Source organism: Vibrio rumoiensis 1S-45 (genome assembly GCF_000286955.2).
GTDB classification, from domain to species: Bacteria; Pseudomonadota; Gammaproteobacteria; order Enterobacterales; family Vibrionaceae; genus Vibrio; species Vibrio rumoiensis_A.
Window position 1 is genome coordinate 108587 of record NZ_AJYK02000082.1, and the last position, 22157, is coordinate 130743.

The 22157-nt window shown below is 39.5% G+C and carries 23 protein-coding genes; 11 read left to right on the forward strand and 12 right to left on the reverse strand.

What is annotated here, in order from left to right; translation table 11 throughout:
• Positions 1-12 precede the first annotated feature (12 nt).
• Entirely contained in the window at positions 13-357 is a 345-nt protein-coding gene (locus tag A1QC_RS11325; protein WP_017025931.1) for an ArsC family reductase, read from the reverse strand.
• Positions 358-545: 188 nt separating this feature from the next.
• Between A1QC_RS11325 and A1QC_RS11330 the strand changes: the two genes are divergently transcribed.
• A complete protein-coding gene (locus A1QC_RS11330) occupies positions 546-854 on the forward strand; it encodes a helix-turn-helix domain-containing protein (protein ID WP_017025932.1) in 309 nt (102 codons plus the stop codon).
• Here the strand turns inward: A1QC_RS11330 and A1QC_RS11335 are convergent.
• Positions 823-1161 (reverse strand): DUF2956 domain-containing protein, encoded by a 339-nt coding sequence (locus A1QC_RS11335; protein WP_017025933.1) that lies wholly within the window; start codon positions 1159-1161, stop codon positions 823-825. The two genes, A1QC_RS11330 and A1QC_RS11335, sit on opposite strands and share 32 nt — an antisense overlap.
• A gap of 154 nt (positions 1162-1315) precedes the next feature.
• Here A1QC_RS11335 and A1QC_RS11340 point away from each other — a divergent pair, with 154 nt between their 5' ends.
• Together A1QC_RS11340 and A1QC_RS11345 are read left to right on the forward strand one after the other, a co-directional pair.
• On the forward strand, positions 1316-1774 hold the full coding sequence (locus A1QC_RS11340) for a DUF2919 domain-containing protein (RefSeq protein ID WP_017025934.1): 459 nt from the start codon (positions 1316-1318) through the stop codon (positions 1772-1774).
• A 67-nt stretch (positions 1775-1841) separates the two neighbouring features.
• Complete coding sequence (locus A1QC_RS11345; RefSeq protein WP_017025935.1) at positions 1842-2744, forward strand: Dyp-type peroxidase; 903 nt, start codon at positions 1842-1844, stop codon at positions 2742-2744.
• A 132-nt stretch (positions 2745-2876) separates the two neighbouring features.
• Here A1QC_RS11345 and crr read toward each other — a convergent pair whose 3' ends face one another.
• From crr to cysZ, 5 genes are all read right to left on the reverse strand, one after another.
• Positions 2877-3386, reverse strand: coding sequence for a PTS glucose transporter subunit IIA (gene crr, locus A1QC_RS11350; protein ID WP_017025936.1), 510 nt, complete (start codon positions 3384-3386; stop codon positions 2877-2879).
• A gap of 51 nt (positions 3387-3437) precedes the next feature.
• Positions 3438-5165: a phosphoenolpyruvate-protein phosphotransferase PtsI gene (ptsI, locus tag A1QC_RS11355; RefSeq protein WP_017025937.1), complete on the reverse strand. Its 1728-nt coding sequence runs from the start codon at positions 5163-5165 to the stop codon at positions 3438-3440.
• A gap of 58 nt (positions 5166-5223) precedes the next feature.
• Positions 5224-5481, reverse strand: a complete 258-nt coding sequence (locus tag A1QC_RS11360) for an HPr family phosphocarrier protein (RefSeq protein WP_017025938.1) — start codon at positions 5479-5481, stop codon at positions 5224-5226.
• A 286-nt stretch (positions 5482-5767) separates the two neighbouring features.
• Positions 5768-6736, reverse strand: a complete 969-nt coding sequence (cysK, locus tag A1QC_RS11365) for a cysteine synthase A (RefSeq protein ID WP_017025939.1) — start codon at positions 6734-6736, stop codon at positions 5768-5770.
• A gap of 201 nt (positions 6737-6937) precedes the next feature.
• Positions 6938-7699 carry a sulfate transporter CysZ gene (gene cysZ, locus A1QC_RS11370; protein WP_017025940.1) on the reverse strand — a complete coding sequence of 254 codons (762 nt, stop codon included), beginning with the start codon at positions 7697-7699 and terminating at the stop codon, positions 6938-6940.
• 327 nt (positions 7700-8026) lie between these two features.
• Here cysZ and zipA point away from each other — a divergent pair, with 327 nt between their 5' ends.
• From zipA to cueR, 5 genes are all read left to right on the forward strand, one after another.
• The gene (gene zipA / locus A1QC_RS11375) at positions 8027-9019 is read left to right on the forward strand and encodes a cell division protein ZipA (protein ID WP_017025941.1); all 993 of its coding nucleotides are present in this window, start codon (positions 8027-8029) and stop codon (positions 9017-9019) included.
• 79 nt (positions 9020-9098) lie between these two features.
• Positions 9099-11114, forward strand: a complete 2016-nt coding sequence (ligA, locus tag A1QC_RS11380; protein ID WP_026025926.1) for an NAD-dependent DNA ligase LigA — start codon at positions 9099-9101, stop codon at positions 11112-11114.
• Between the two features lie 496 nt (positions 11115-11610).
• Positions 11611-12681 (forward strand): porin, encoded by a 1071-nt coding sequence (locus A1QC_RS11385; RefSeq protein ID WP_017025943.1) that lies wholly within the window; start codon positions 11611-11613, stop codon positions 12679-12681.
• 83 nt (positions 12682-12764) lie between these two features.
• The gene (locus A1QC_RS11390) at positions 12765-13508 is read left to right on the forward strand and encodes a YccT family protein (protein WP_017025944.1); all 744 of its coding nucleotides are present in this window, start codon (positions 12765-12767) and stop codon (positions 13506-13508) included.
• 83 nt (positions 13509-13591) lie between these two features.
• Positions 13592-13981, forward strand: a complete 390-nt coding sequence (gene cueR, locus A1QC_RS11395) for a Cu(I)-responsive transcriptional regulator (RefSeq protein WP_017025945.1) — start codon at positions 13592-13594, stop codon at positions 13979-13981.
• Positions 13982-14002: 21 nt separating this feature from the next.
• Here cueR and A1QC_RS11400 read toward each other — a convergent pair whose 3' ends face one another.
• The 5 genes from A1QC_RS11400 to A1QC_RS11420 form a co-directional block, all read right to left on the reverse strand.
• The gene (locus A1QC_RS11400) at positions 14003-14857 is read right to left on the reverse strand and encodes a co-chaperone YbbN (protein WP_017025946.1); all 855 of its coding nucleotides are present in this window, start codon (positions 14855-14857) and stop codon (positions 14003-14005) included.
• A 407-nt stretch (positions 14858-15264) separates the two neighbouring features.
• Entirely contained in the window at positions 15265-16179 is a 915-nt protein-coding gene (locus A1QC_RS11405; RefSeq protein WP_017025947.1) for a TIGR01777 family oxidoreductase, read from the reverse strand.
• A 183-nt stretch (positions 16180-16362) separates the two neighbouring features.
• Complete coding sequence (locus A1QC_RS11410; RefSeq protein WP_026025927.1) at positions 16363-16641, reverse strand: SelT/SelW/SelH family protein; 279 nt, start codon at positions 16639-16641, stop codon at positions 16363-16365.
• A gap of 24 nt (positions 16642-16665) precedes the next feature.
• Positions 16666-17172 (reverse strand): regulatory protein ToxS, encoded by a 507-nt coding sequence (locus A1QC_RS11415; protein WP_017025949.1) that lies wholly within the window; start codon positions 17170-17172, stop codon positions 16666-16668.
• Between the two features lie 9 nt (positions 17173-17181).
• Positions 17182-18036 carry a transcriptional regulator gene (locus A1QC_RS11420; protein ID WP_017025950.1) on the reverse strand — a complete coding sequence of 285 codons (855 nt, stop codon included), beginning with the start codon at positions 18034-18036 and terminating at the stop codon, positions 17182-17184.
• Positions 18037-18259: 223 nt separating this feature from the next.
• On the opposite strand from A1QC_RS11420, the gene htpG reads away from it, so the two are divergent.
• From htpG to hemH, 3 genes are all read left to right on the forward strand, one after another.
• Positions 18260-20185 carry a molecular chaperone HtpG gene (htpG, locus tag A1QC_RS11425; RefSeq protein WP_017025951.1) on the forward strand — a complete coding sequence of 642 codons (1926 nt, stop codon included), beginning with the start codon at positions 18260-18262 and terminating at the stop codon, positions 20183-20185.
• 170 nt (positions 20186-20355) lie between these two features.
• Entirely contained in the window at positions 20356-21003 is a 648-nt protein-coding gene (adk, locus tag A1QC_RS11430; protein WP_017025952.1) for an adenylate kinase, read from the forward strand.
• 107 nt (positions 21004-21110) lie between these two features.
• Entirely contained in the window at positions 21111-22085 is a 975-nt protein-coding gene (gene hemH / locus A1QC_RS11435; RefSeq protein ID WP_017025953.1) for a ferrochelatase, read from the forward strand.
• Positions 22086-22157: the final 72 nt, after the last annotated feature.

Here is a 22157-nt window from a genome sequence, read left to right on the forward strand (position 1 = left end):
CGTGTAATTTCCTTATTTTAAAAATTCTTCGTATTGTGCGGCTTTAAATCCAATTAAAGCGATGTTGTCACTAAGTAGAATGGGGCGTTTAATCATCGCCGGTTGTTCTATTAATAATGTAAGAGCTGTCTCTTCACTTAGGTTAGCTTTCTGCTCATCTGTCAGTTGACGGAAAGTGGTACCACGTTTGTTTAACACGGTTTCCCAATCAAATTTATCAAAAAATGTGCTGATTAGAGCGTCATCAATGCCTGATTTACGGTAATCGTGAAACTGATACTCAATTCCTTCAGCTTCAAGCCACTTTTTCGCTTTTTTAATGGTGTCGCAATTTGGGATGCCATACATGGTCAGCATGCTTTGATTCCTTTTTTATCAGTACGCTGGTTACTTAATCTCGTTATCCCTGAATCCTACACAATTCATACAATGAGATAAACATGATACTAACAAAAAGGATTCATTGCTTTTGATCCTACGCAAGATGGCAAGGACACTTTTTATAGATAATGGTAATAATATTTCATTTGACCTAGGAACCCGTGGTGGAATTAAGCCCAATTTTTGCGAGACGATTATATATAGCTTTATTAATTGAACACTTGGAGCGACCGAATGTTCCGCTGTTAATTGAGTGTACTGGATGGCCGAGAAGAACTATCCAAGACTCACTTAAAGCTTTACCCTTAATAGGAATATGCTTGTCTTTTATTCAAGATGGTCGTCGGCATAATGATGGTTACTACCAAGTAGAAAACTGGGGACCTTTTGATTTGAGGGTGTTGAATCAATGGCTGCAAAAACTCGAAAAGCAGCTTGGCCTTAGTGCGTCGATAATAATAGATACGAAATAAACCCGATCCAACTGGCCGCCAATAATAACCAAGGCAATGCAGAATTTGATCTTGTTGCTGGTTGAGGTGCAATTCTTGTATCCTCAATTTTGGATTCAAACGGTTTACTTGCTTGTTTTTTTCTTAGTTTATCTGCCTCTCGTTGCTTTTCTTTTTGTTGTTTTTTATACAAGGTAATCCCTTTCTCTATTCCTTGCGCAACGAGCTTTGTTTGTTCTTTAGTCTGGTTTGGTTTCTGTGTGGCTTTTGCAACCGCTAGTGCTTCTTGTTGAGTTTGCGGTGAGATGGTATTTTTTTGTGATTTCATGGTTTTTATGCCACCAGAGTTTGGTAAAGTAGAAGAAATAGCCAAGCTATATAACGGCCATTAGATTAACATATACCCTGAGTACTTGAAGCTACAATTCCAATGATTCGGGTTTTGTTGTTAAATGACTAGAAAGACAAAAAAGGGCTAATCATTGCGTTACGCTATCGAAGAATATGATAAAAATGGCTTCTTAAAGCCGTGTTTTTGGCTGTGGCTAGGATGGCTTTTTTTGGCTAAAGCTTGGATTGTTTTTATTATTGCCAGCGCGAGCCGAGATTTAGGGGCTCGTTTGTTGTCTATTATATATCCAGTGAACAATACTTTATATTTAGGGCTTGCATTGAGCCTACCTGTGGTGATTCTTGTGTGGTCTATTTCCTTGAGAACGCCAGAGCGACAGTGGTTAAATAAGATTGTCGCGTTAGGTCGAGGCTATACCATCTTTGTTGCAGTGGCTCAGTTTATGGTTACGCTTTATCATTTAACACAAACGCGTTGGATGTTTAATTGGAGCGATGCATTAACCATGCTTGGATTGATTTGGCTGCTTCTTTTTTTATTTCAATCACAACGAGCTAAAGATACCTTTATCGCACCAAATGTGACCTGATGATATACAGGTTTAGCGAATTAGTTACTAATAATTATTAAATGAGAATATGAATAAGGAAGTATTAATGTCACACCCACAAACGGCGATTACGCCAGAAGCGAATCCTTTTTCTTTGCATTGCTTATTCAAGATTAAATCAAACCATGAGCAAGTACTTGCACAATTTAAAGCTCTGCCAACGTTAATAGAAGAATTGAACACGCATCAAGCTGGGGCTAATTTAGTGTTGTCCACAGCATTTTCTCATCAATTCTGGGCTAAAACGAATCAAAGTATGCCTGAAGAGTTAGAACCATTTGTGGCGCTAGGCCAAGGCGATATTACAGCCCCTGCTACGGATGTTGATGTCCTTTTGCATTGCCATTCTACTCGCCATGATTTGCACTTTTATGTGTTACGTCAGCTTATGAATAGCATTGTTAATGATGTTGAAATTGTGGATGAAACGTATGGTTATCGTTATCTTGATTCAAGAGATATGACGGATTTTGTTGATGGTACCGAAAATCCTAAAGGCAATGATCGTTATGATGTCGCTATTATCCCTGAAGGTGAGTTTGCTGGTGGTAGTTATGTGATGACACAGCGCTTTCTTCATGACATTCCTGCTTGGAATCGTTTGTCGGTTGCCGCGCAAGAGAAAGTGATCGGCAGAACAAAGCCAGATTCGATTGAGTTGGATGACGTCCCACCCACATCGCATGTTGGACGTGTCGATATTAAAGAAGAAGGGAAAGGCTTGAAAATGGTGCGCCACAGTTTACCGTACGGTTCGGTATCAGGTGAGCATGGTTTGTTCTTTATTGCTTATTGTAATCGCCTGCATAATTTTAAAGTGCTACTTAATAGCATGTATGGCGAAACGGATGGTAAGACGGATACATTGTTGAGATTTACCACTGCAGTAACCGGTGCGTATTTCTTTGCACCTTCCGCTCAAATGTTATCTGACTTATCGATGGCATAAATAAATACAGCTTCAGGTTTGGATAACCTAAGGGTTGTCTGAATCTGTTCTAGAGTTTAATGCATTTTAATTGAGACATAAAAAAACGCTGCCTGAGAGCAGCGTTTTTTTATCCGTCACTAAGTTAAGTTATTACTTAGTGATACGGATAACTGGAGTTTCACCAACAACAACGTTACCAGAAAGCTTGTTTAGCTCTTTGATTTCGTCCATGTTAGAAATAACAACAGGAGTCAGTGTTGATTTTGCATTCTCTTGTAAGTAAGCAAGATCAAATTCGATTACTGTATCACCAGCTTTAACCGATTGTCCTTCTTCAGCGATACGCGTAAAGCCTTCGCCTTTAAGTTCAACAGTGTCGATACCGAAGTGAACAAATAGCTCAATGCCATCGTCAGATTCGATAGAAAAAGCATGGTTGGTTTCAAAGATTTTGCCGATTGTACCATTTACAGGTGCAACCATTTTGTCGCCATTTGGCTTGATAGCAATACCGTCACCAACAATTTTCTCTGCGAATACTACATCAGGCACATCTTCGATGTTTACAATTTCACCAGAAAGTGGTGCGATGATTTCAATCGCGCCTACATCAGCTGTGTCGTCAGATACTAGCTTTTTAAGTTTGTCGAACAGACCCATGTTGTGCTCCTAAGCAGTTAATTTTTAATCTTTAGTGAAAAGATTATATTCTTAATTCGATTTTTCTGCGATAAATTTATCTACGCATGCTTCGATTTCAGCGGCAGTTGGTAGAGCAAGAGCTTCTTCAGCCATTGCTTTTACTTCTGCAAAGTTTGAGTTACGGATGATTTTCTTAACGCGAGGGATAGAAATACCACTCATGCTGAACTCGTCGAGACCCATACCCAGTAGTAATAGAGTAGCACGTTCATCACCTGCAAGCTCACCACACATACCCGTCCATTTACCTTCTTTATGAGAAGCATCAATAACTTGCTTAATCACAGTAAGAACAGCTGGTGATAGTGGGTTGTATAAGTGAGAAATTAGCTCATTACCACGGTCAACCGCAAGAGTATATTGGGTTAAATCGTTTGTGCCAATACTAAAGAAAGAAACTTCTTTTGCAAGGTGGTGAGCAATTGCAGCAGCAGCAGGGGTTTCAACCATAACACCAATCTCGATGTTTTCGTCAAATGCTAAGCCTTCATTACGTAATTCAGCTTTATATTCTTCAATAGCGGCTTTTAGTTCACGGATCTCTTCAACAGAAATGATCATTGGGAACATGATGCGTAGTTTGCCGTGTGCTGAAGCACGTAGAATACCGCGAAGTTGATCTTTTAAGATATCACGACGATCTAAGCTGATGCGGATTGCGCGCCAACCAAGGAATGGGTTCATTTCTTGTGGCAGATCCATGTATGGAAGGTCTTTATCACCACCAATATCCATAGTACGGATAATCACAGCTTGACCTTCTTCCATCGCTGCTGCGACATCTTTATAAGCTTTGTATTGCTCTTCTTCTGTAGGAAGCGCATCACGGTCCATAAATAGGAATTCTGTACGGTATAGACCAACACCTTCACCACCGTTACGTAGAATACCGTCACAGTCTTTTACTGTACCGATATTGCCACACACTTCAACGTGATGGTTATCTAGAGTTACTGCTGGTAGGTCTTTTAATTTTGCTAATTCTTCTTTTTCAGCAAAGAAGTTGTCACGAATTTGTTTCGCTTCTGCTAGCTCAGCTTCAGATGGATTAACAATGACTTTATTGTTGATCGCATCAAGAATTAAAGTATCACCGTTCGATACTTGTTTAGTAATGTCGTTCGTTCCCACAATCGCAGGGAGCTCTAAAGAACGAGCCATGATAGATGTGTGTGAAGTACGGCCACCGATGTCACAAACAAACCCAAGTACGTACTGTAGGTTGATTTGCGCCGTTTCTGATGGTGTTAAGTCGTTCGCAACAAGAATCACTTCTTCGTTGATAGAACTTAATGAAACAATGTTAATGCCTAACGCATTTTTAACAAAACGTGCACCAATATCACGGATATCGGTAGCACGTTCTTTAAGGTAGTCATCATCAAGAGACTCAAGGGCGACGGCTTGCTCTTCAATTACAGTATAAATGGCAAGATCAGTCGACATTTTGTCATTTTTGATGAGGGCTAAAATCTCTTCTTCTAGCTCTTCATCTTCAAGCAACATGATGTGGCCTTCGAAGATTGCTTCCTTTTCTTCGCCAAACGTTTCAAGTGCTTTTTGTTTAACAGCTTCTAATTGCTCAGAAGATTTATTACGAGCATCAAAGAAGCGTTGTACTTCAGCTTCAACTTGACTGTCCGAAATAGGTGTTTTATTTAGGACAATTTCATCTTCTTGAAGAAGTAATGCTTTACCGAAAGCAATACCAGGAGATGCTAGAATTCCAGAAATCATAGCCTTACCTTAATTTGTTCAAATGTAAAAAGTAAAATTCATTTAATCACAGGTGTGATTAGTGCAGCTCATCCATTAGAGCTACTAGGTGGTCAACAGCGGCTTCTGCTTGAGCGCCTTCTGCTGAGATAGTAACAACTGTGCCTTTTACTAGACCAAGAGTTTGTAGTTTGAAAAGGCTCTTAGCACTTGCACTTTTACCATTTGAAGTCACAGTAATGTCAGCATCGAATGCTTTTGCTTCTTTAACAAATTGCGCAGCTGGACGAGTGTGTAGACCGTTCTCTGCAGTGATTTCTACTTGCTTCTGATACATGTGTGTTACCCCGATTAATTTGCTTTTTGTTAGAAACTGAAAAAGTTTAGCTTACCTTGTTATTTATTGCTTCGCTAGCAGACAAATAACACGTAAGAATACTTTGCTTTCAGTCATCACTGTTATGATTATTTATTGTATAAAATAAATAATTGACTATTTAATAGGCTTCTTTATTTTGAAGCTTAAAATAAAACATACTGATTATCACCAAAGGCGTGTTTGGGATCAACAAAAAAGCCCCAATAAGGAGCTTTTTTAAAAGAAAAATTGATTTGAACCCTATTTATTGTTCGTTCTCTTTCTCTGTAAAGATGCCAGCAAACAAAGCTGTGCTTAAATAGCGCTCGCCGGAACTTGGCAATACGGTAACGATTGTTTTACCTTCAAATTCAGGAAGTTCGGCGATTTTGTTAGCAGCAACAACTGCTGCGCCAGAAGAGATTCCAGCTAAAATCCCTTCTTCTTCCATTAGGCGACGAGCCATTTCAATCGCTTCTTCTGAAGTAACAGAAACAACTTTATCAATAAGCTCTAAATCCAAGTTTCCAGGGATAAATCCAGCGCCAATCCCTTGGATTTTGTGTGGAGAAGGCTTAATTTCATCACCTGCAAGTGCTTGAGCGATGACTGGAGATTCCGCAGGCTCAACAGCAACGGTTGTGACTGCTTTACCTTTTGTTTGTTTAAAGTAACGGCTTGTGCCGGTTAATGTACCACCGGTACCAACACCAGATACAAACACGTCAACTTCACCATTCGTTGCATCCCAAATTTCAGGACCAGTGGTTTTTTCATGAATGGCTGGGTTAGCAGGGTTGTTGAATTGCTGAAGTAATAAATACTTGCTTGGGTTACTTGCTACGATTTCTTCTGCTCTAGCGATAGCACCTTTCATGCCTTTGGCCGCTTCTGTTAACTCAAGGTTTGCCCCTAAAGCTTTCAGTAATTTTCGGCGCTCAAGGCTCATTGATTCAGGCATCGTCAGAGTTAACTTGTAACCACGAGCCGCTGCAACGTAGGCCAGTGCAATACCAGTATTGCCACTGGTTGGCTCAACAAGTTCAACACCAGGCTTTAAAAGGCCTGCTTTTTCAGCTTCCCATACCATGTTGGCACCAATACGGCATTTAACACTGAAGCTTGGGTTACGAGCTTCGATTTTTGCCAATACGTTCCCTTTACTTACGCGATTTAAGCGAACAAGTGGTGTATTACCAATGGTTTGTGAATTATCTTCGTAAATCTTTGTCATGTTGATGTTCCTTCATTACACGGTAGGGTAAGAATCAATAAGCACATAGTGCAATTACAAAAGCATAAATCTACACCAATTTAGGTGAAAGGAATAAATGGTTATAAGATATGGACAAAAGGTTATCAGCACAAAAAGAAATGCGCCTTATTTCAAACAAAGCGCACTCAGGTTAGTGGTAAGTTTAATTAATGTTGGCTGTTAATTGAGAGACTTATATCGGTCAACCCACATTGCTGTTGCGCCACAAACCGCCACCGGCATGATAAATAGATTCACCACAGGAATCATCGTACATAGAGCGACCGTACCACCAAAGCTGTAAGCTGTCATTTTATCTGCTTTTAAATCATTTCTCATTTTAGGGAATGTGACTTTGTGGTTGTCAAATGGGTAATCGCAATATTGAATTGCCATCATCCATGCTGAAAAAATAAACCACAGAATCGGCCCTAGAGTTTGTCCTAATGCCGGAATGAGTAATAAGATGAATAAACCAATCGCCTTTGGCAGGTAATACTTTAATTTTATCCATTCACGATGCAAGATCCTTGGTGTGTCTTTTATTAATGAGAATAAAGACATATCATCTGGCCCTTGACCGGTCAGTTGTATTTCTAATTTTTCAGCAAGTAGCCCATTAAAAGGGGCGGCGATCCAATTTGCAACAGTACTAAAAAAGTAACTGAATGTTGCGATGATCGTTAAGCCTAATAAAGGTAGTAAAAGATACGAAAGCCACGAAAACATATCTGGGATGGTACCAAGCCAGCTTTCAAGCCAAGCACTCATGTTGCTGTATAGGTAATAAAGCGAACCACCAAATAGTATGATATTGGTCAATAATGGCAAAATGACAAAACGGCGTATACCTGGCTGAAAGCACAATTGTGCGCCATAGATAAAATAGCCAAAGCCACTTTTTGGCGGCGGCGTGGAAGATGAATAAGCAGGGGATGACATGATCACTCCGTTATTTTAAGGTTAAGCTTGTTAACTATTTTACTGTGATGGGGTCAGAAGAAAAGCGTGCAACCTATCACATCGTGTCAAATTGACGTCAATCAAGCATAAATCTTGGCTAAAAACTGGTTTATGATTGAAAGATATCTTGAATACTGACATTAATTGGTTCAAAAGACATAGAAAGTTTTGGTAAAGTATCTCACTGTCTTATATAACCATGTTTATTACATTATTTTATGTAGACCAAAATTTGGATAGCATTCAGACCCAAGTTATTGTTGGGGGATGGTTTTAAATAATTTCATTAATAGTTGAGAGTGACCAATGCAGGAATTGCGACTAGTACTCATTATTGTAGGCGGATTGGCAGTTGCGGGTTTGCTAGTACATGGAATCTGGACAAGCAAAAAGGATGGAAAAGGTAGGTTTGCTGATAAGCCTTTAAATAAAATGGAGCCAGAATTAAATCCTTTAATGGATGAAAGTGAGGAAACGGTAAGCACTCCAAAGGTAATTAAGACTGAACGAAAAGAACCGGGCTTTAGTATTGATGATCCAGAAGAGGATAATGATCCTTTGTTTGGTAGCTCGGACATCCCATTCTCTAATAAGAATAAGTTTTCAGCAGCAGTTGATCCATTGGAAGACGCGTCTTTTAATACTGAATCGGTAAAGGAAGATGCCCAAACTTCAAGTTCGATAGAATCTGACTTTTCAAGGGCATCGGAAACAGCGCAAGACTCGATGCCTGAGCCACAACCGATGTCGATACAAAAAACAGCGCCAGCACAACATTTCACATCAGAATTCGACAGTACAGATCCTGAACCAATAGAAACGGATACGGTTCTTGAACAAAAAACGGAACCTAAATCAGAAGGTAGTGATGACTTAAGTGTTATCGTTTTCCATGTGCATGCGGCAGGTAATAGTGAATTTATGGGCACTCAGTTATTTCATAGCATGCAGCAAAATGGGCTTGTCTATGGTGCGATGGATATCTTCCATCGTCACACCGATATCTCTGGTACTGGTAAGGTGTTATTCAGTGTTGCGAATATGATGAACCCAGGAACACTTGCGCATGATGATCCTGAAACCTTTTCTACAAAAGGCATTTCATTTTTCATGACCTTACCTTGCTTCGGTGAGCCAGATCAAAACTTCAAACTCATGTTAAGAACGGCGCAACAAATAGCCGATGATTTAGGGGCAAATGTTTTGGATGATAAACGAAATTTAATGACGCCAAATCGTTTGTCTGCTTATCGTCAACAAATAAGAGATTTTGTTGCACGGGAAGCAGTTGAAGAATAATGGAAACATTTTAGTATAGGCTCCTTAATTGGAGCCTTTTTTATTAATTGGCGGCGGCTTTTCGCCAAGAGAGAAGATGATGAGCAACGATATCGAGTTAAAAATTGAGCAATTAAGAGAAGCATTACATCACCACGGTATTCGATATTACGTTGAAGATAACCCAGAAATCACCGATTCAGAATACGATCGCTTAATGCGAGAGCTAATGGCGTTGGAAAGTGAACATCCAGAGTTTGCTTCAGGCTCATCACCTAGTATGAGAGTTGGTGGGAAACCACTTGATGGCTTTACTCAAGTGAACCATGAAATCCCTATGCTGTCCTTAGATAATGCCTTTGACGATGCTGAATTGGAAAATTTCCACAAAAAAATAACAACAAGATTGAATCAAAAAGCGAGTGAAACATATTGCTGCGAGCCTAAATTAGATGGACTTGCCGTTAGCTTGCTTTATGAAAATGGTGTGTTAGTTCAAGCGGCAACTCGTGGTGATGGTTCAACAGGAGAGAACATTACTGCGAATGTCAAAACGATTAAATCTATTCCTTTGAAGTTATGTGGTGAAAATTGGCCACAACGAATTGAAGTTCGTGGTGAAGTATTTATGTTATTGGAAGGGTTTAATGCCTTTAATGAAAAAGCATTCAAAACTGGTACCAAACCTTTTGCTAACCCTCGTAATGCGGCAGCAGGAAGCTTAAGACAACTGGATTCAAAAGTGACCGCGACACGCCCTTTAAGCTTTTATGCCTACAGTGTTGGTGTGGTAGAAGGCGGGGAACTGCCAGAAAGTCATTATCAACGATTCCTTACACTGAAATCGTGGGGGCTACCAATGTGCCCTGAGACAAAAGTGGTGGATGGATTGGAGCAAGTAAAAGCGTACTATCACGATATTTTACAGCGTCGCGATCAACTTGCTTATGAAATCGATGGGGTGGTGATAAAAGTCGATGATATTAAGTTGCAAGAAGAGTTAGGTTTTGTCGCTCGTGCGCCTCGTTGGGCCATTGCTTATAAATTTCCAGCGCAAGAAGAAATGACTCAACTTAATGATGTTGAATTTCAAGTTGGGCGCACAGGTGCGATTACTCCTGTAGCAAAACTGGAGCCTGTTTATGTCGGTGGTGTCACAGTCAGTAATGCAACGTTGCATAATGCCGATGAAATAGAGCGTTTAGGTTTACACATTGGTGATACGGTTATCGTGCGCCGAGCCGGTGATGTGATTCCGAAAATTGTTGGTGTTGTGCCTGAGCGTAGGCAAGGAGGAGCTCAAGTAGTACGCTACCCTAAACAATGTCCGGTATGTCAATCTGATCTTGAACGAGTGGAAGGCGAAGCGATCACTCGCTGTACAGGGGGCTTGATTTGCCAAGCTCAGCGCACTGAAGCGTTAAAGCATTATGTATCACGTAAAGCGATGGATGTTGATGGGCTTGGAGTGAAAGTCATTGAGCAGCTTGTTGAACGAGAAATGGTCCAAACACCAGCCGACCTTTTCAAACTAACGCCTGGAATACTTACCGTACTCGATCGAATGGGACCTAAATCGGCTCAAAATATTGTTAATGCATTAGACGCGTCTAAGAAAACAACCTTACCAAGGTTTCTGTACTCACTTGGAATAAGAGAAGTGGGAGAGGCGACGGCGCAGAATCTCGCATTACACTTTAAAACATTAGAGAAAGTCCGGGTGGCAACGAAAGAGCAACTGATAGAAGTTTCGGATGTTGGTCAGATCGTTGCTGAACATATTGTGCATTTCTTTGCTCAAGAAAATAACTTAAAAGTTATTGAACAGCTTGTTTTACAAGGTATTCATTGGCCTGAGATTGAATCTTTATCGGATGATATACCATTGCCATTAAAGGGTAAAACGGTGGTCATTACCGGTACTTTCAGCCAAGTTAATCGTAATGATGCTAAAGCGGCTTTGCAGAAATTAGGGGCGAAAGTCGCTGGAAGCGTATCTAAAAAAACGGATATTTTATTTGCTGGAGAAGCAGCTGGCTCTAAGTTAACTAAAGCTCAAGAGCTAGGTATCGATATTCAAGATGAAGAACAATTACTTCGATTGCTTAACAATTAATACTTTATTTCACAAAAGAATAAAGCCACGTTAAATTGCAGGATTTAACAAAAGCACCCCTTAAGGGTGCTTTTTTGTATCTGCAATGTATCTTGTTGCTCCTGGTGTTTATTTCTAGAATCATCAGTATTCGTCTCAATTATGATTTTCAATGCATCATTCATCATATTTAGTCGGTATTTATACTTAACTGATTGTTTTTTATTGGTTTATGGTTATTTTGATATATTTGTGATATTAGTCACTAATGCTGGGGAACTTTGCACTCGCTCATATTTTTTTGTTAAAAAATTAACTTAATGTTGATGTTTTGCGCAGCGAAGTTAGTCTTGAACTCGTGGATACACATTGTGTATGCAACGATATAAAAACAAGTTTTTCGTTTAGTTAGTTTACTTAGCGAAATAATTGGAAGAAGGACCTTGTTGCTTTCGGCGGCCACTTAAAGCTTCAAGGTTTCAAAAATACAGCTATGTCCATTTTTAGGAGCTTTTCCATGGAAAAAATTTTTAAACGTACGCTATTAGGCGCTGTAGTTTCTGCAGCAGCATTCACTGGTACCGCTAACGCTGCGATTCCTCTAGCAGGCGATGCCGTTCAATTTTACGGCCAAGCAGCTGGTTACATGATTTTTGCTAACGACCAAGACGACAACAACTTTGGCGTAGATATGGAATCACGTATTGGTTTCCGTGGTACGGTTGAGTTTGAAGACTTCGCACCAAACCTTATCTGGCAAATCGAAGGCGGTAATGCAAACAACGGTGACAAATCTGGCCAGCTAGGTGCTCGTGATACTTACTTAGGTCTAGATTTTGACGGTATTGGTTCAATCAAATATGGTCGTCAGTTAGTTGCAGCTTATAACTACGTTGACTGGCCTCACTCAAATCCTGGTTTAGGTAATGTATTTGATTGGAATAACGATTTAGGTGTTGCTTATCAAGATCGTGCTGACAGCGTAGTACGTTATGATTCAGCTAACTGGGGTGGTTTTACCGTTCAAGCAACAATCAGTGGTATGGAGAATACAACAGACGCATTAGTTGCAAGTGTTGCTGCATCTTACTCAGCTGATATGTTCAATGTGCATGCTGGTTACTACCACCGTGGTGAGTTTGAATCAGCAATGGGTGAAAATCCACAGTACATCGTTGATGACAACACTGGTCAATTAATCTTAAACCCAAATTATGTTCCAGGTGGCATGGTAGTTAACTACGAAAACAGCTATGCAATCGTTGGTGGTAGCTTATTCCTAGGTGATGTTACTCTTACCGGTGCATACAAAATGATGGAATCTGATTCTGCAACTGGCTCTATCGGTCAAGACGCATGGTCAGCAACGGCTCAATACGTACTAAACAGCAAGTGGGTATTTAAAGCAGGTTACGCAGGTACTTCTGATGCAGATGAAACAACTGATACTTCAGATATGGCGTTAACAGCTCGTCTAGGTTACTTACTACCAAGTACTTACCTATACATTGACTCACGTAACTACAAAATGAATGACGCAGACGAGTGGAATAACTACGTCTTAGTTGGTGCTGAATACTATTTCTAATACCCATTGTTAGCACAATAATTTTGTTATAGTAATATCGGGTACCATAACGGTGCCCGTTTTATTAAGATTAAGGATGAAATATGAAATCATTTAAAGTTTTGTTGTTAGCAGGCTTAGTTGGAATCTCTTTCCAAGCTGCTGCAGAAGTCAAGATACACCTTAATCATGAAATTAAACCTATCATCATTAATGGTGAAGAGCTTGGGTTCAGTTTAGGGGATAAAAGTGATTTTGAATTAAAAAATGGACAAAATCAGATTGTTGTTAGAGTTGAGAAATTAGTTGATAACCGTGGAGAGTATGAAAAATTCAACTCAAAACCAATGGTTCTCACATTTACCGCATCAGATACATCACTTACGATTGCTCCTGATGGAAAAATTCTAACCACAGAAAATGCACAAGATTATAATAAAGCGCCAAAAGTTTTGGTAACGGATGCATCGAATAAAAAGGTCACAGTAAAGCAAGATCGCCTTGAAGCGTTAACGGGATTTACTCGTGATTATGAAAAAGAGTTGATGGCTTATAATCGAACGAATAAAATTACCACGGGTAGTGCGGTTACCACCGCTGGTGTTGCAGCCACGCAAACACAAGCCGTTCAAGCAAGTAAGCCACAAGAAATGGTCGAATATTGGTATGCAGAAGCCACACCAGAAGAAAAAACAGCATTCTCTAGCTGGGCATTTCAAAATCGAAAACAAGTTTCTGGTGAATTAAGTGGCAAAGGTAAGCCTTCACAAATGTTAGATTACTGGTATAAGAAAGCAACACCGGAACAACGCAGTGGAATACTGGCTTGGTTATTAAAAATTGAATAATATTTAATTGCGAATATATTTTTCAAAAAGCTGATCGTAGACTACTTCTATGATCGGCTTTTGCTTTTTTATGAGGTGAAGAAATGAATATTAGCCAAGTTGCAAAATTAACCAAGTTGTCAGCCAAGTCAATTCGCTTTTATGAATCAAAAGGTGTGATATCGCCACCATCACGTTCAGATAACGGCTATCGAACTTATGATAATAAACAAATAAACCAGCTTGAAATTGTTGCGCGAGCGAGAGCAGTTGGCTTTAATTTAGAACAATGTAAATCACTGGTTGAATTAGCGAATGATCCTGGTCGTAGCAGCTATGAAGTGAAAGAAACGGCCAAGAAGAAACTGACAGAAGTGAACGCTAAATTAGAAGAGCTGCAAGTAATACGTCAACAATTGGTTGAGTGGATTGATGAGTGTCCGGGAGATGAAGGGCCTAACTGCCCAATCATCAACGACTTGACTGGGCATTAAGTTGGCTTGTCAGTTTATCAATTAATATAATAACGAATAAAGTTGGCGGCGGTATTGTGCCGCGATGGCATTACCTTGCCCGAGTGCCGATAAAATATCCATGCATACTTTTTTTATCTCTCCATCACGCGCATTTAAGTCCTTTTTTAAAACACCCATTAATAGGCTTAATGCGTCTTCGTCTCTGTTGACCTGATGATATTGTAAAGCTAGATCGCAGATGCAAGCTAAATCATCAGGGCTTGTTTCAAGTTGAGATTCTAAAGCTTGTATTTCAGGGCTATCGGCGGCTTGTTCATGCAGCTCAAGCTTTGAAATCAACCCCTTATAATAGTTGTCTTGGTATTCTAGTGGAATGCTTGCAAGTTGCTGTTTTGCTAGCTCAAATTGCTTGCTTTCAAGTAAACAATCCGCAATGGCAAGTTTGATATCACCTCGTGTAGTGATGGATTCTGGTAAGCCTTGCAGTAAGGTTAAGGCTTCTTGATGCGATCCTTGTTCCATGGCATCAATCGCTGATTTTAATGTTAAATCATCTTGGTTTGGTAAGTGCTTGGTTAACATTGCTGTCACAGATTCAATGGTTTGTGGGCCCGCCATACCATCAATGGCTTGACCGTTGGAAAATAATGCCAGAGTCGGTAAAGATTGAACACCAAATTGAGAGGCTATCGTTGGTTCTGCTTCGCAGTTTAAAAAGGCTAAAACAAATGAACCTTGGTATTGACTGGCTAAGGCTTGTAAATCATTAATGATGGGTGTGCTTTCAGCGACAGATGGGGCCCAAAAATGGATCAATACTGGCAACTGTTGAGACTGTTCTATCGTGCTGCGAAAGTTTTGTTCGTTGAGTTCAATAATGAATTCTGGCTGCATCTCAAGATCCTTGAAATATGACGTATTTATGAATAAGGAATACCGGATTTCTCATCAGAAAGTGAGGTTCTGATGATTTTAGATGTTAACATTATAACAATGAGGTTTGTTATCGAGAATTTCAAGGTATGGTTATCAAGATACGTATAGCGGCTATACGTTTAATATTGTGATAGGGAAGCTTATAAGAATAAAAATAAGCTTAATGCGATACCAATACAGAGCCAGTTGAGTTTATTTAGTGTCATATATCTTCAATCAAAAAAAGTTACTGCAAATGTAATGGTAAAATAATGACATACTTTTATTAAGGTTTAATGACATCCCTTGAGAGTGGACTAGAGATATTCACAGAAGCAAAGGTTATTAGCTGAATGCATTTTGTTTGAAAGAAACGGCGGGGCTTATTAGTTTTCATTGTTTAGTACTTGTTTTAGCGCTGGCTCTAGATGTGAAAAGGTAAATATAAAGCCGATTTCTGTTAAATGTTTGGGTTTTGCTCGAACACTATCAAACACGAGTTCGGCTGATTCTCCCATAATGAGATTGAGCAACCAACGTGGTGTACTGAACAGGCAAGGTCGTTTTAAACATTTAGCTAAAGTTTGGCTGAAATCATGATTGGTCACTGGGTGAGGGGCTGATAAGTTGAATACGCCTTCTGCCTTGGAGCTAAATAATAGATAGGCAATTGCTCTTGCTGCATCTTGGATATGTATCCAAGGCATGTATTGATCACCACTGCCTAACTTTCCACCAACCCCAAGTTTAAAGGGCGGGAGCATAGCCTTGAGAGCACCGCCATAAGGCCCTAGAACGATCCCTGTTCTTAACAGGCAAACTTTTGTTTTATCGCTAGCTGCTTGTTTGGCAATTTCCTCCCATTGATTGCAAACTGAATATGGAAATCCTTGTGAAGCTGTTTTACTATTTTCATAGATGTGTTGATACTTTTTATCACCATAGATACCTACCGCGGAACCACTAATAAAGCAATATGGTGGCGTTGCACTTTGTTTGATTAAATCAACCAGCTGTTGAGTTACTACCCAACGACTTGAACAAATCCTTTCTTTTTGAGCTTCTGACCAACGTTTATGTGCGATGGGTTCTCCTGCAAGATTAATCACAGCATCAATATGGTTTAAGTCGGTGAAGGCTGAGAGAGTATCAATATAATCTATGTTAGAAAAATCAGCGTGACGTAACTTTTCTTTAGCATTTTTTGGGGAGCGGGTTAAGACCGTTATTTGATGGCCAGTAAGGTGTTTGATTAACTCACAGCCAATGAATCCAGTTCCTCCCGTGAGTAATATATGCATGATCTCTCCTTGGTCTACTCAATATCAGATGTGGCTTGGGGTATTTTAAATGGGTGATAGGTAATGACAGTTTAGAAGAGATCTGACTTAATTATCGAATTAATTTTTAATCTTTAATGTTCAGATTAACTTGATGAATAAAATAATAAGATAAGGCTAGAAAGGTTGTGATGAAGTGGTGGCTTATTTTGAATCTAAATGTCCCATATTACGTTCAGGTGCAATGATGTCTCTGATGCGTTGCTTAAGTACTTTTGCTTCAGGAAACCCTTGGTCTGCTTTTCTTTCCCATACTCGAGTGTCATTACAAAAAATCTCAAATCGGCCGCCAGTATCAGGATGAAGAGACACAGAATCGATATCTTCACTAAAGGTGTGTAGTAATTCTTGGCTTAACCATGTTGCACGAAGCATCCAATTGCATTGACGGCAATAATAAATGGTTATTTTTGCTTTCATCATATCTTCCTTTATCTCACTATTCATTTACTGAGAAGACAATATGGTTGAACCATGACCTAAGCTTGTGAGTAATAACGTTTTTTCATTTACAACATCCACTCGGCGACTTTGTTGTGAACTTATTTTGAATAATTTTTTCAGTTCATCGACTTGAGCTGGTGAAATCTCGGTCACAGGTTTGGTTGAAATGTCTTTAAATTGATCAGAGGTTACCACGAGATAATGATCACTTAACTCCCAACCACCGGACTCTGAAATATTGATTTCAATTGGAGCGGTTATATTTTTACTTGAAAAAACCAGAGTTGATATTTTTAAGTAAGTGTTATTAGGTAAATATTTAATCGTTGAGGTGATGACTGCTTTATCTAATGTGCTGATTTTTTGATCCCAGAAAGTCATATAAGCAATGGTTGTAGACTGCCATTCACGTGAAGTTAATAGTTGTTTGACTTTTGAATCACCGTTCCAAAATAGCCAGACACCAATGACTGTGATGATAAGGGCAATGATAGAGAGTATTTTTTGCATTTTTAGCCCTTACTGGCAAAGCGAATCGAAATTGGTCTGATCGACAAAAAGTAAAATGGTTCTGTTTTCATTGGAAAGATCTAAGCTATGGATGTAATTGAGTGAAACATGATCTCTTTGCCCACCGGTTGCAATAACTTGGATTAATGTTTCTTTATCTGGCGTTTTTGAAAGGTAAAGCTCGGTACAACGTTTAATTATTGGCACCCAATCATCCAATGGTGATTGATTGTCTGGCACTAATACAGGCACATTCTCTACTTTAGTTAATTGGGTGAATTCCGTCGATTTAGGGACGCTAAGAACCCAGCTTAAAACAGGTAAAAGTAGAATAACCAACCAAATTAGTTTAATGCCTAATGGTGTTTTTACTTTTGTTTTTGTGGGTGATGCTTCTTGCGGAGTCACGGGTATTTCTGGTTTTAGATCTACTGTCAAACTGTTGTCTTGGTTTGATATAGTATCAGGTTGTTTATCAAGCTCGCTTTCATCTTGTAAAGGTTCAGTGGCAGAGAGTGGTGACGCAACTTCAACTTGTGCTATTAATTGGTAACCACGTTTAGGCACAGTTTTGACATATTGCGGCGACTTAGTTGAATCTTGAAGCATTTTTCTGAGAGTCGAGATTGCTTGCGTGAGACTTGAATCATCCACTTGGAAACCTTGATCTCGCCAGACATATTCATGCAATTGATCTCGACTAACAACCGAGGTCGAGTTTTCAATCAAGATTAATAGAATACGGCTTTCATTACTGCCTAAACGTATAACATCGTTATCATTAGTTTGATCAATCAAAGTGTTGCTGTAGGGATCAAAGATAAGCTTTTGGGCAAGAATATATTTAGTGCCGATATTCGTCATTTAGGTATTCTCAGTAGCAAATGGAGGGTAATGCTTTGAATTACTTCAGCTCACCACATCATAAATGCGGCTTCTTTTAGATTTAATTATGTTTTTCAGATACATCATAATAAAAATTAATAAGAAAAACACGGTTTTGATGATTTTTTACCTTGAATTTACTTTTGTCAGCCCAATTTACATAAGAGGTATTAACTAACATAGTGTCAATATTGGAGTATTCATGAACGATACCATGACTAACAATAAAGAAACTCGTGGATTTCAATCAGAAGTAAAGCAGTTACTTCATCTAATGATTCATTCTTTATATTCGAATAAAGAAATTTTCTTACGTGAGTTGATTTCCAATGCCTCAGATGCCGCGGATAAATTACGTTTCAAGGCATTGTCTCAATCGGATTTGTATCAAAGTGATGCGGAGCTTAGCGTAAAGCTATCTTTTAATACAGAGACTAATACATTAACGATTTCTGATAATGGTATTGGTATGTCTCGTGATGATGTTATTGAACATCTTGGCACCATCGCTAAATCAGGCACTGCGGATTTTTTCTCTAAATTATCGGAAGATCAATCGAAAGACTCTCAATTGATTGGTCAATTTGGTGTGGGCTTTTATTCTGCCTTTATTGTGGCCGATGCTGTAACGGTGCGTACTCGTGCTGCTGGATTACCTGCTGATGAAGCGGTGCAATGGCATTCTGCAGGTGAGGGCGATTACACGGTAGAAACCATTACTAAAGAAAGTCGTGGTACAGAAATTATTCTACACATGCGTGAAGACGGCAAAGAATTTTTGTCTGAATATCGCTTGCGTGATGTGATTGGCAAATACTCCGATCATATTGGTATCCCTGTTTCTATCTGGACAGAAAAAGACGTAGAAACGGGTGAAGAAAACGAAGATGGTACTAAGGTTACGAAAAAAGAGGGTGGATGGGAGCAAATTAATAAAGCTCAAGCGCTTTGGACGCGTTCAAAATCTGATGTAACCGATGAAGAGTATGTCGAATTCTATAAGCATGTGTCTCATGACTTTGTTGATCCTTTAACTTGGAGCCATAACAAAGTTGAAGGGAAAAACGATTACACTAGCTTGCTTTATATTCCAGCTAAAGCACCGTGGGACATGATGAATCGTGATCATCAAGCCGGGTTGAAGCTGTATGTTCAACGTGTGTTTATTATGGATGATGCTGAGCAATTTATGCCTTCATATCTACGTTTTGTGAAAGGTTTAATTGACTCAAATGATCTGCCATTAAACGTATCTCGTGAAATCTTGCAAGATAATAAAATTACTCAATCACTGCGCAATGCTTGCACCAAACGTGTATTAAGCATGTTGGAAAAAACCGCATCACGCGATGAAGAAAAATACCAAGCATTTTGGAAAGAATTTGGTTTAGTGCTTAAAGAAGGCCCTGCCGAAGATTTTTCTAACAAAGAGAAAATTGCAGGTTTGATGCGCTTTGCTTCAACACATGTTGACAGTGCTGAACAGGCAGTAGCGCTGGCTTCTTATATTGAGCGCATGAAAGAAGGCCAAGATAAGATTTATTATCTAACGGCTGACAGTTACGCTGCCGCGAAAAACAGCCCGCATTTAGAGCAATTTAAATCGAAAGGGCTTGAAGTGATTTTGATGGTAGACCGTATCGATGAATGGTTAATGAATTACCTGACTGAATTTGATGGTAAGCAATTCCAATCGATCACCAAAGCAGGTCTGGATCTGTCTAAATTTGAAGATGAAGCAGAAAAAGAACAGCAGAAAGAAACCGAAGAAGAGTTCAAGTCGGTGGTTGAGCGTACCAAAGCTTATTTAGGTGATCGTGTGAAAGAAGTTCGCACGACATTTAAGTTAGCAAATACGCCATCCGTTGTTGTCACCGACGATTATGAAATGGGTACGCAAATGGCTAAGTTATTAGCCGCAGCCGGTCAAGAAGTGCCAGAAGTTAAGTACATTTTTGAACTGAACCCAAATCATGATTTAGTCAAACGCATGGCGGATGAAGCCGATGAAGATGCGTTTGGTCGTTGGGTTGAAGTGTTACTGGGACAAGCCATGCTTTCTGAACGAGGTGCAATGGAAGATCCAAGTCACTTTGTCGGTGCAATCAACGCACTTCTCACTAAGTAAAAATGAAAAGAGGCCAAGATTTGTGATAAAATCTTGGCCTCAAATAAAGAATATGGCAGTAATCTTAGTAACAACAAAGATATACTGGCAAACTCCTTATACCGAAACTTACCGTGGTGATAAGCACGACAGTGAGCTTCGGTATAAAATATTAAATAAGAGGAATATACATGCGCATCATTCTTTTAGGTGCTCCGGGTGCTGGTAAAGGCACTCAAGCTCAATTCATTATGGAAAAGTTTGGTATTCCGCAAATTTCAACCGGCGACATGTTGCGAGCAGCAATTAAAGCAGGGACTGAAATGGGCAAACAAGCTAAAGCCGTGATTGATGCGGGTCAATTAGTTTCAGATGATATCATTCTTGGTCTTATCAAAGAGCGCATTGCACAAGAAGATTGTGAAAAAGGATTTTTGTTAGACGGTTTCCCTCGTACGATACCTCAAGCTGATGGCTTGAAGGCATTAGGCGTAAATGTTGATTACGTGATTGAATTTGACGTAGCTGACGCTGTGATCGTTGAGCGTATGGCGGGTCGCCGTGCGCACCTTGCATCTGGCCGTACTTACCATAACATTTACAATCCACCTAAAGTGGAAGGTAAAGATGATATTACTGGTGAAGATCTGGTTATTCGTGATGACGATAAAGAAGAAACGGTTCGCGCGCGCTTAGGTGTATACCATGAGCAAACGTCACCGCTGATTGCTTATTACAACAAAGAAGCACAAGCGGGTAACACAACGTACTTAAAATTTGACGGTACTAAACCTGTATCTGAGGTAAGTGCTGATTTAGAAAAAGCATTAACTAAGTAAAGATACGGTTTAACGTAAGTTAACCTGTTCTGATAAATAGAATTTGTTATATTAAGCGGCTTTTATAGTCGCTTTTTTTGTATCATTTTTTCGGTACTGGGGGTTTTATGGATCATTCATCACAAGATATGCACCACACTCATGGTGTATTGCTCGTTAATTTAGGTACGCCAGATGAAGCCAGTCCGGCGGCAATAAAGCGTTTTTTAAATCAATTTTTAAGCGATAAAAGAGTCGTGAGCATCCCCAGTATTGTGTGGAAGCCTTTGCTTAATGGTGTGATATTGCCGCTTCGTTCACCCAAAGTCGCTAAAGTATACCAACAAGTTTGGATGGAAGAGGGATCGCCTTTAATGGTGTATGCCAAGCGACAAGCGGCAGAATTGAAAAAAAAGCTAAACATACCTGTTGAAATTGGAATGACTTATGGAAATCCAAGCATAGAAGCTGGATTAGAGGCTCTCAAAGCTCAAGGTTGCAATGATATTACTGTTCTTCCGTTGTACCCTCAATATTCTAGCACTACTACGGCAGCTGTCTCTGATGCGCTTAATCGTGTTTTGCAAAAAAGCTTAGTTATTCCTTCGTATCGTTTGATTCGCGAGTATTATCACCACCCTTTATTTATCAAAGCATTGGCGAGTAAAGTGAAACAACATTGGCAAGAGCATGGGCAAGGTGATTATCTATTATGTTCTTACCATGGCATTCCTAAGCGATTGGTAGATCAAGGCGATGTGTACTCAATACATTGTGAGCAAACAACAAAATTACTGCAACAAGAATTAGGGCTGACTCCAGAGCAAATGGGCATGAGTTATCAATCTCGTTTTGGCAAAGAAGAATGGCTACAGCCTTATACCGATAAAACCCTTGAAGGGTTAGCTAAGAAAAAAATGAAATCTTTAGATGTGATTTCACCTGCATTTGCTTGTGATTGCATTGAGACATTAGAAGAGATTGCGATTGAGTGTAAGGATATTTATCAACAAGCGGGCGGGCAAGAGTATCGATATATAGAGTGTCTTAATGATTCACCTGAGCATATTGAATTAATGGAAGCACTTATTAAAGGTGAATGAGCAAGGGTAAAGCGATATATGGAAGAGAAAAACCGCCTTTTTAAAATAGAAGGCGGTTTTTTTATAGGATAT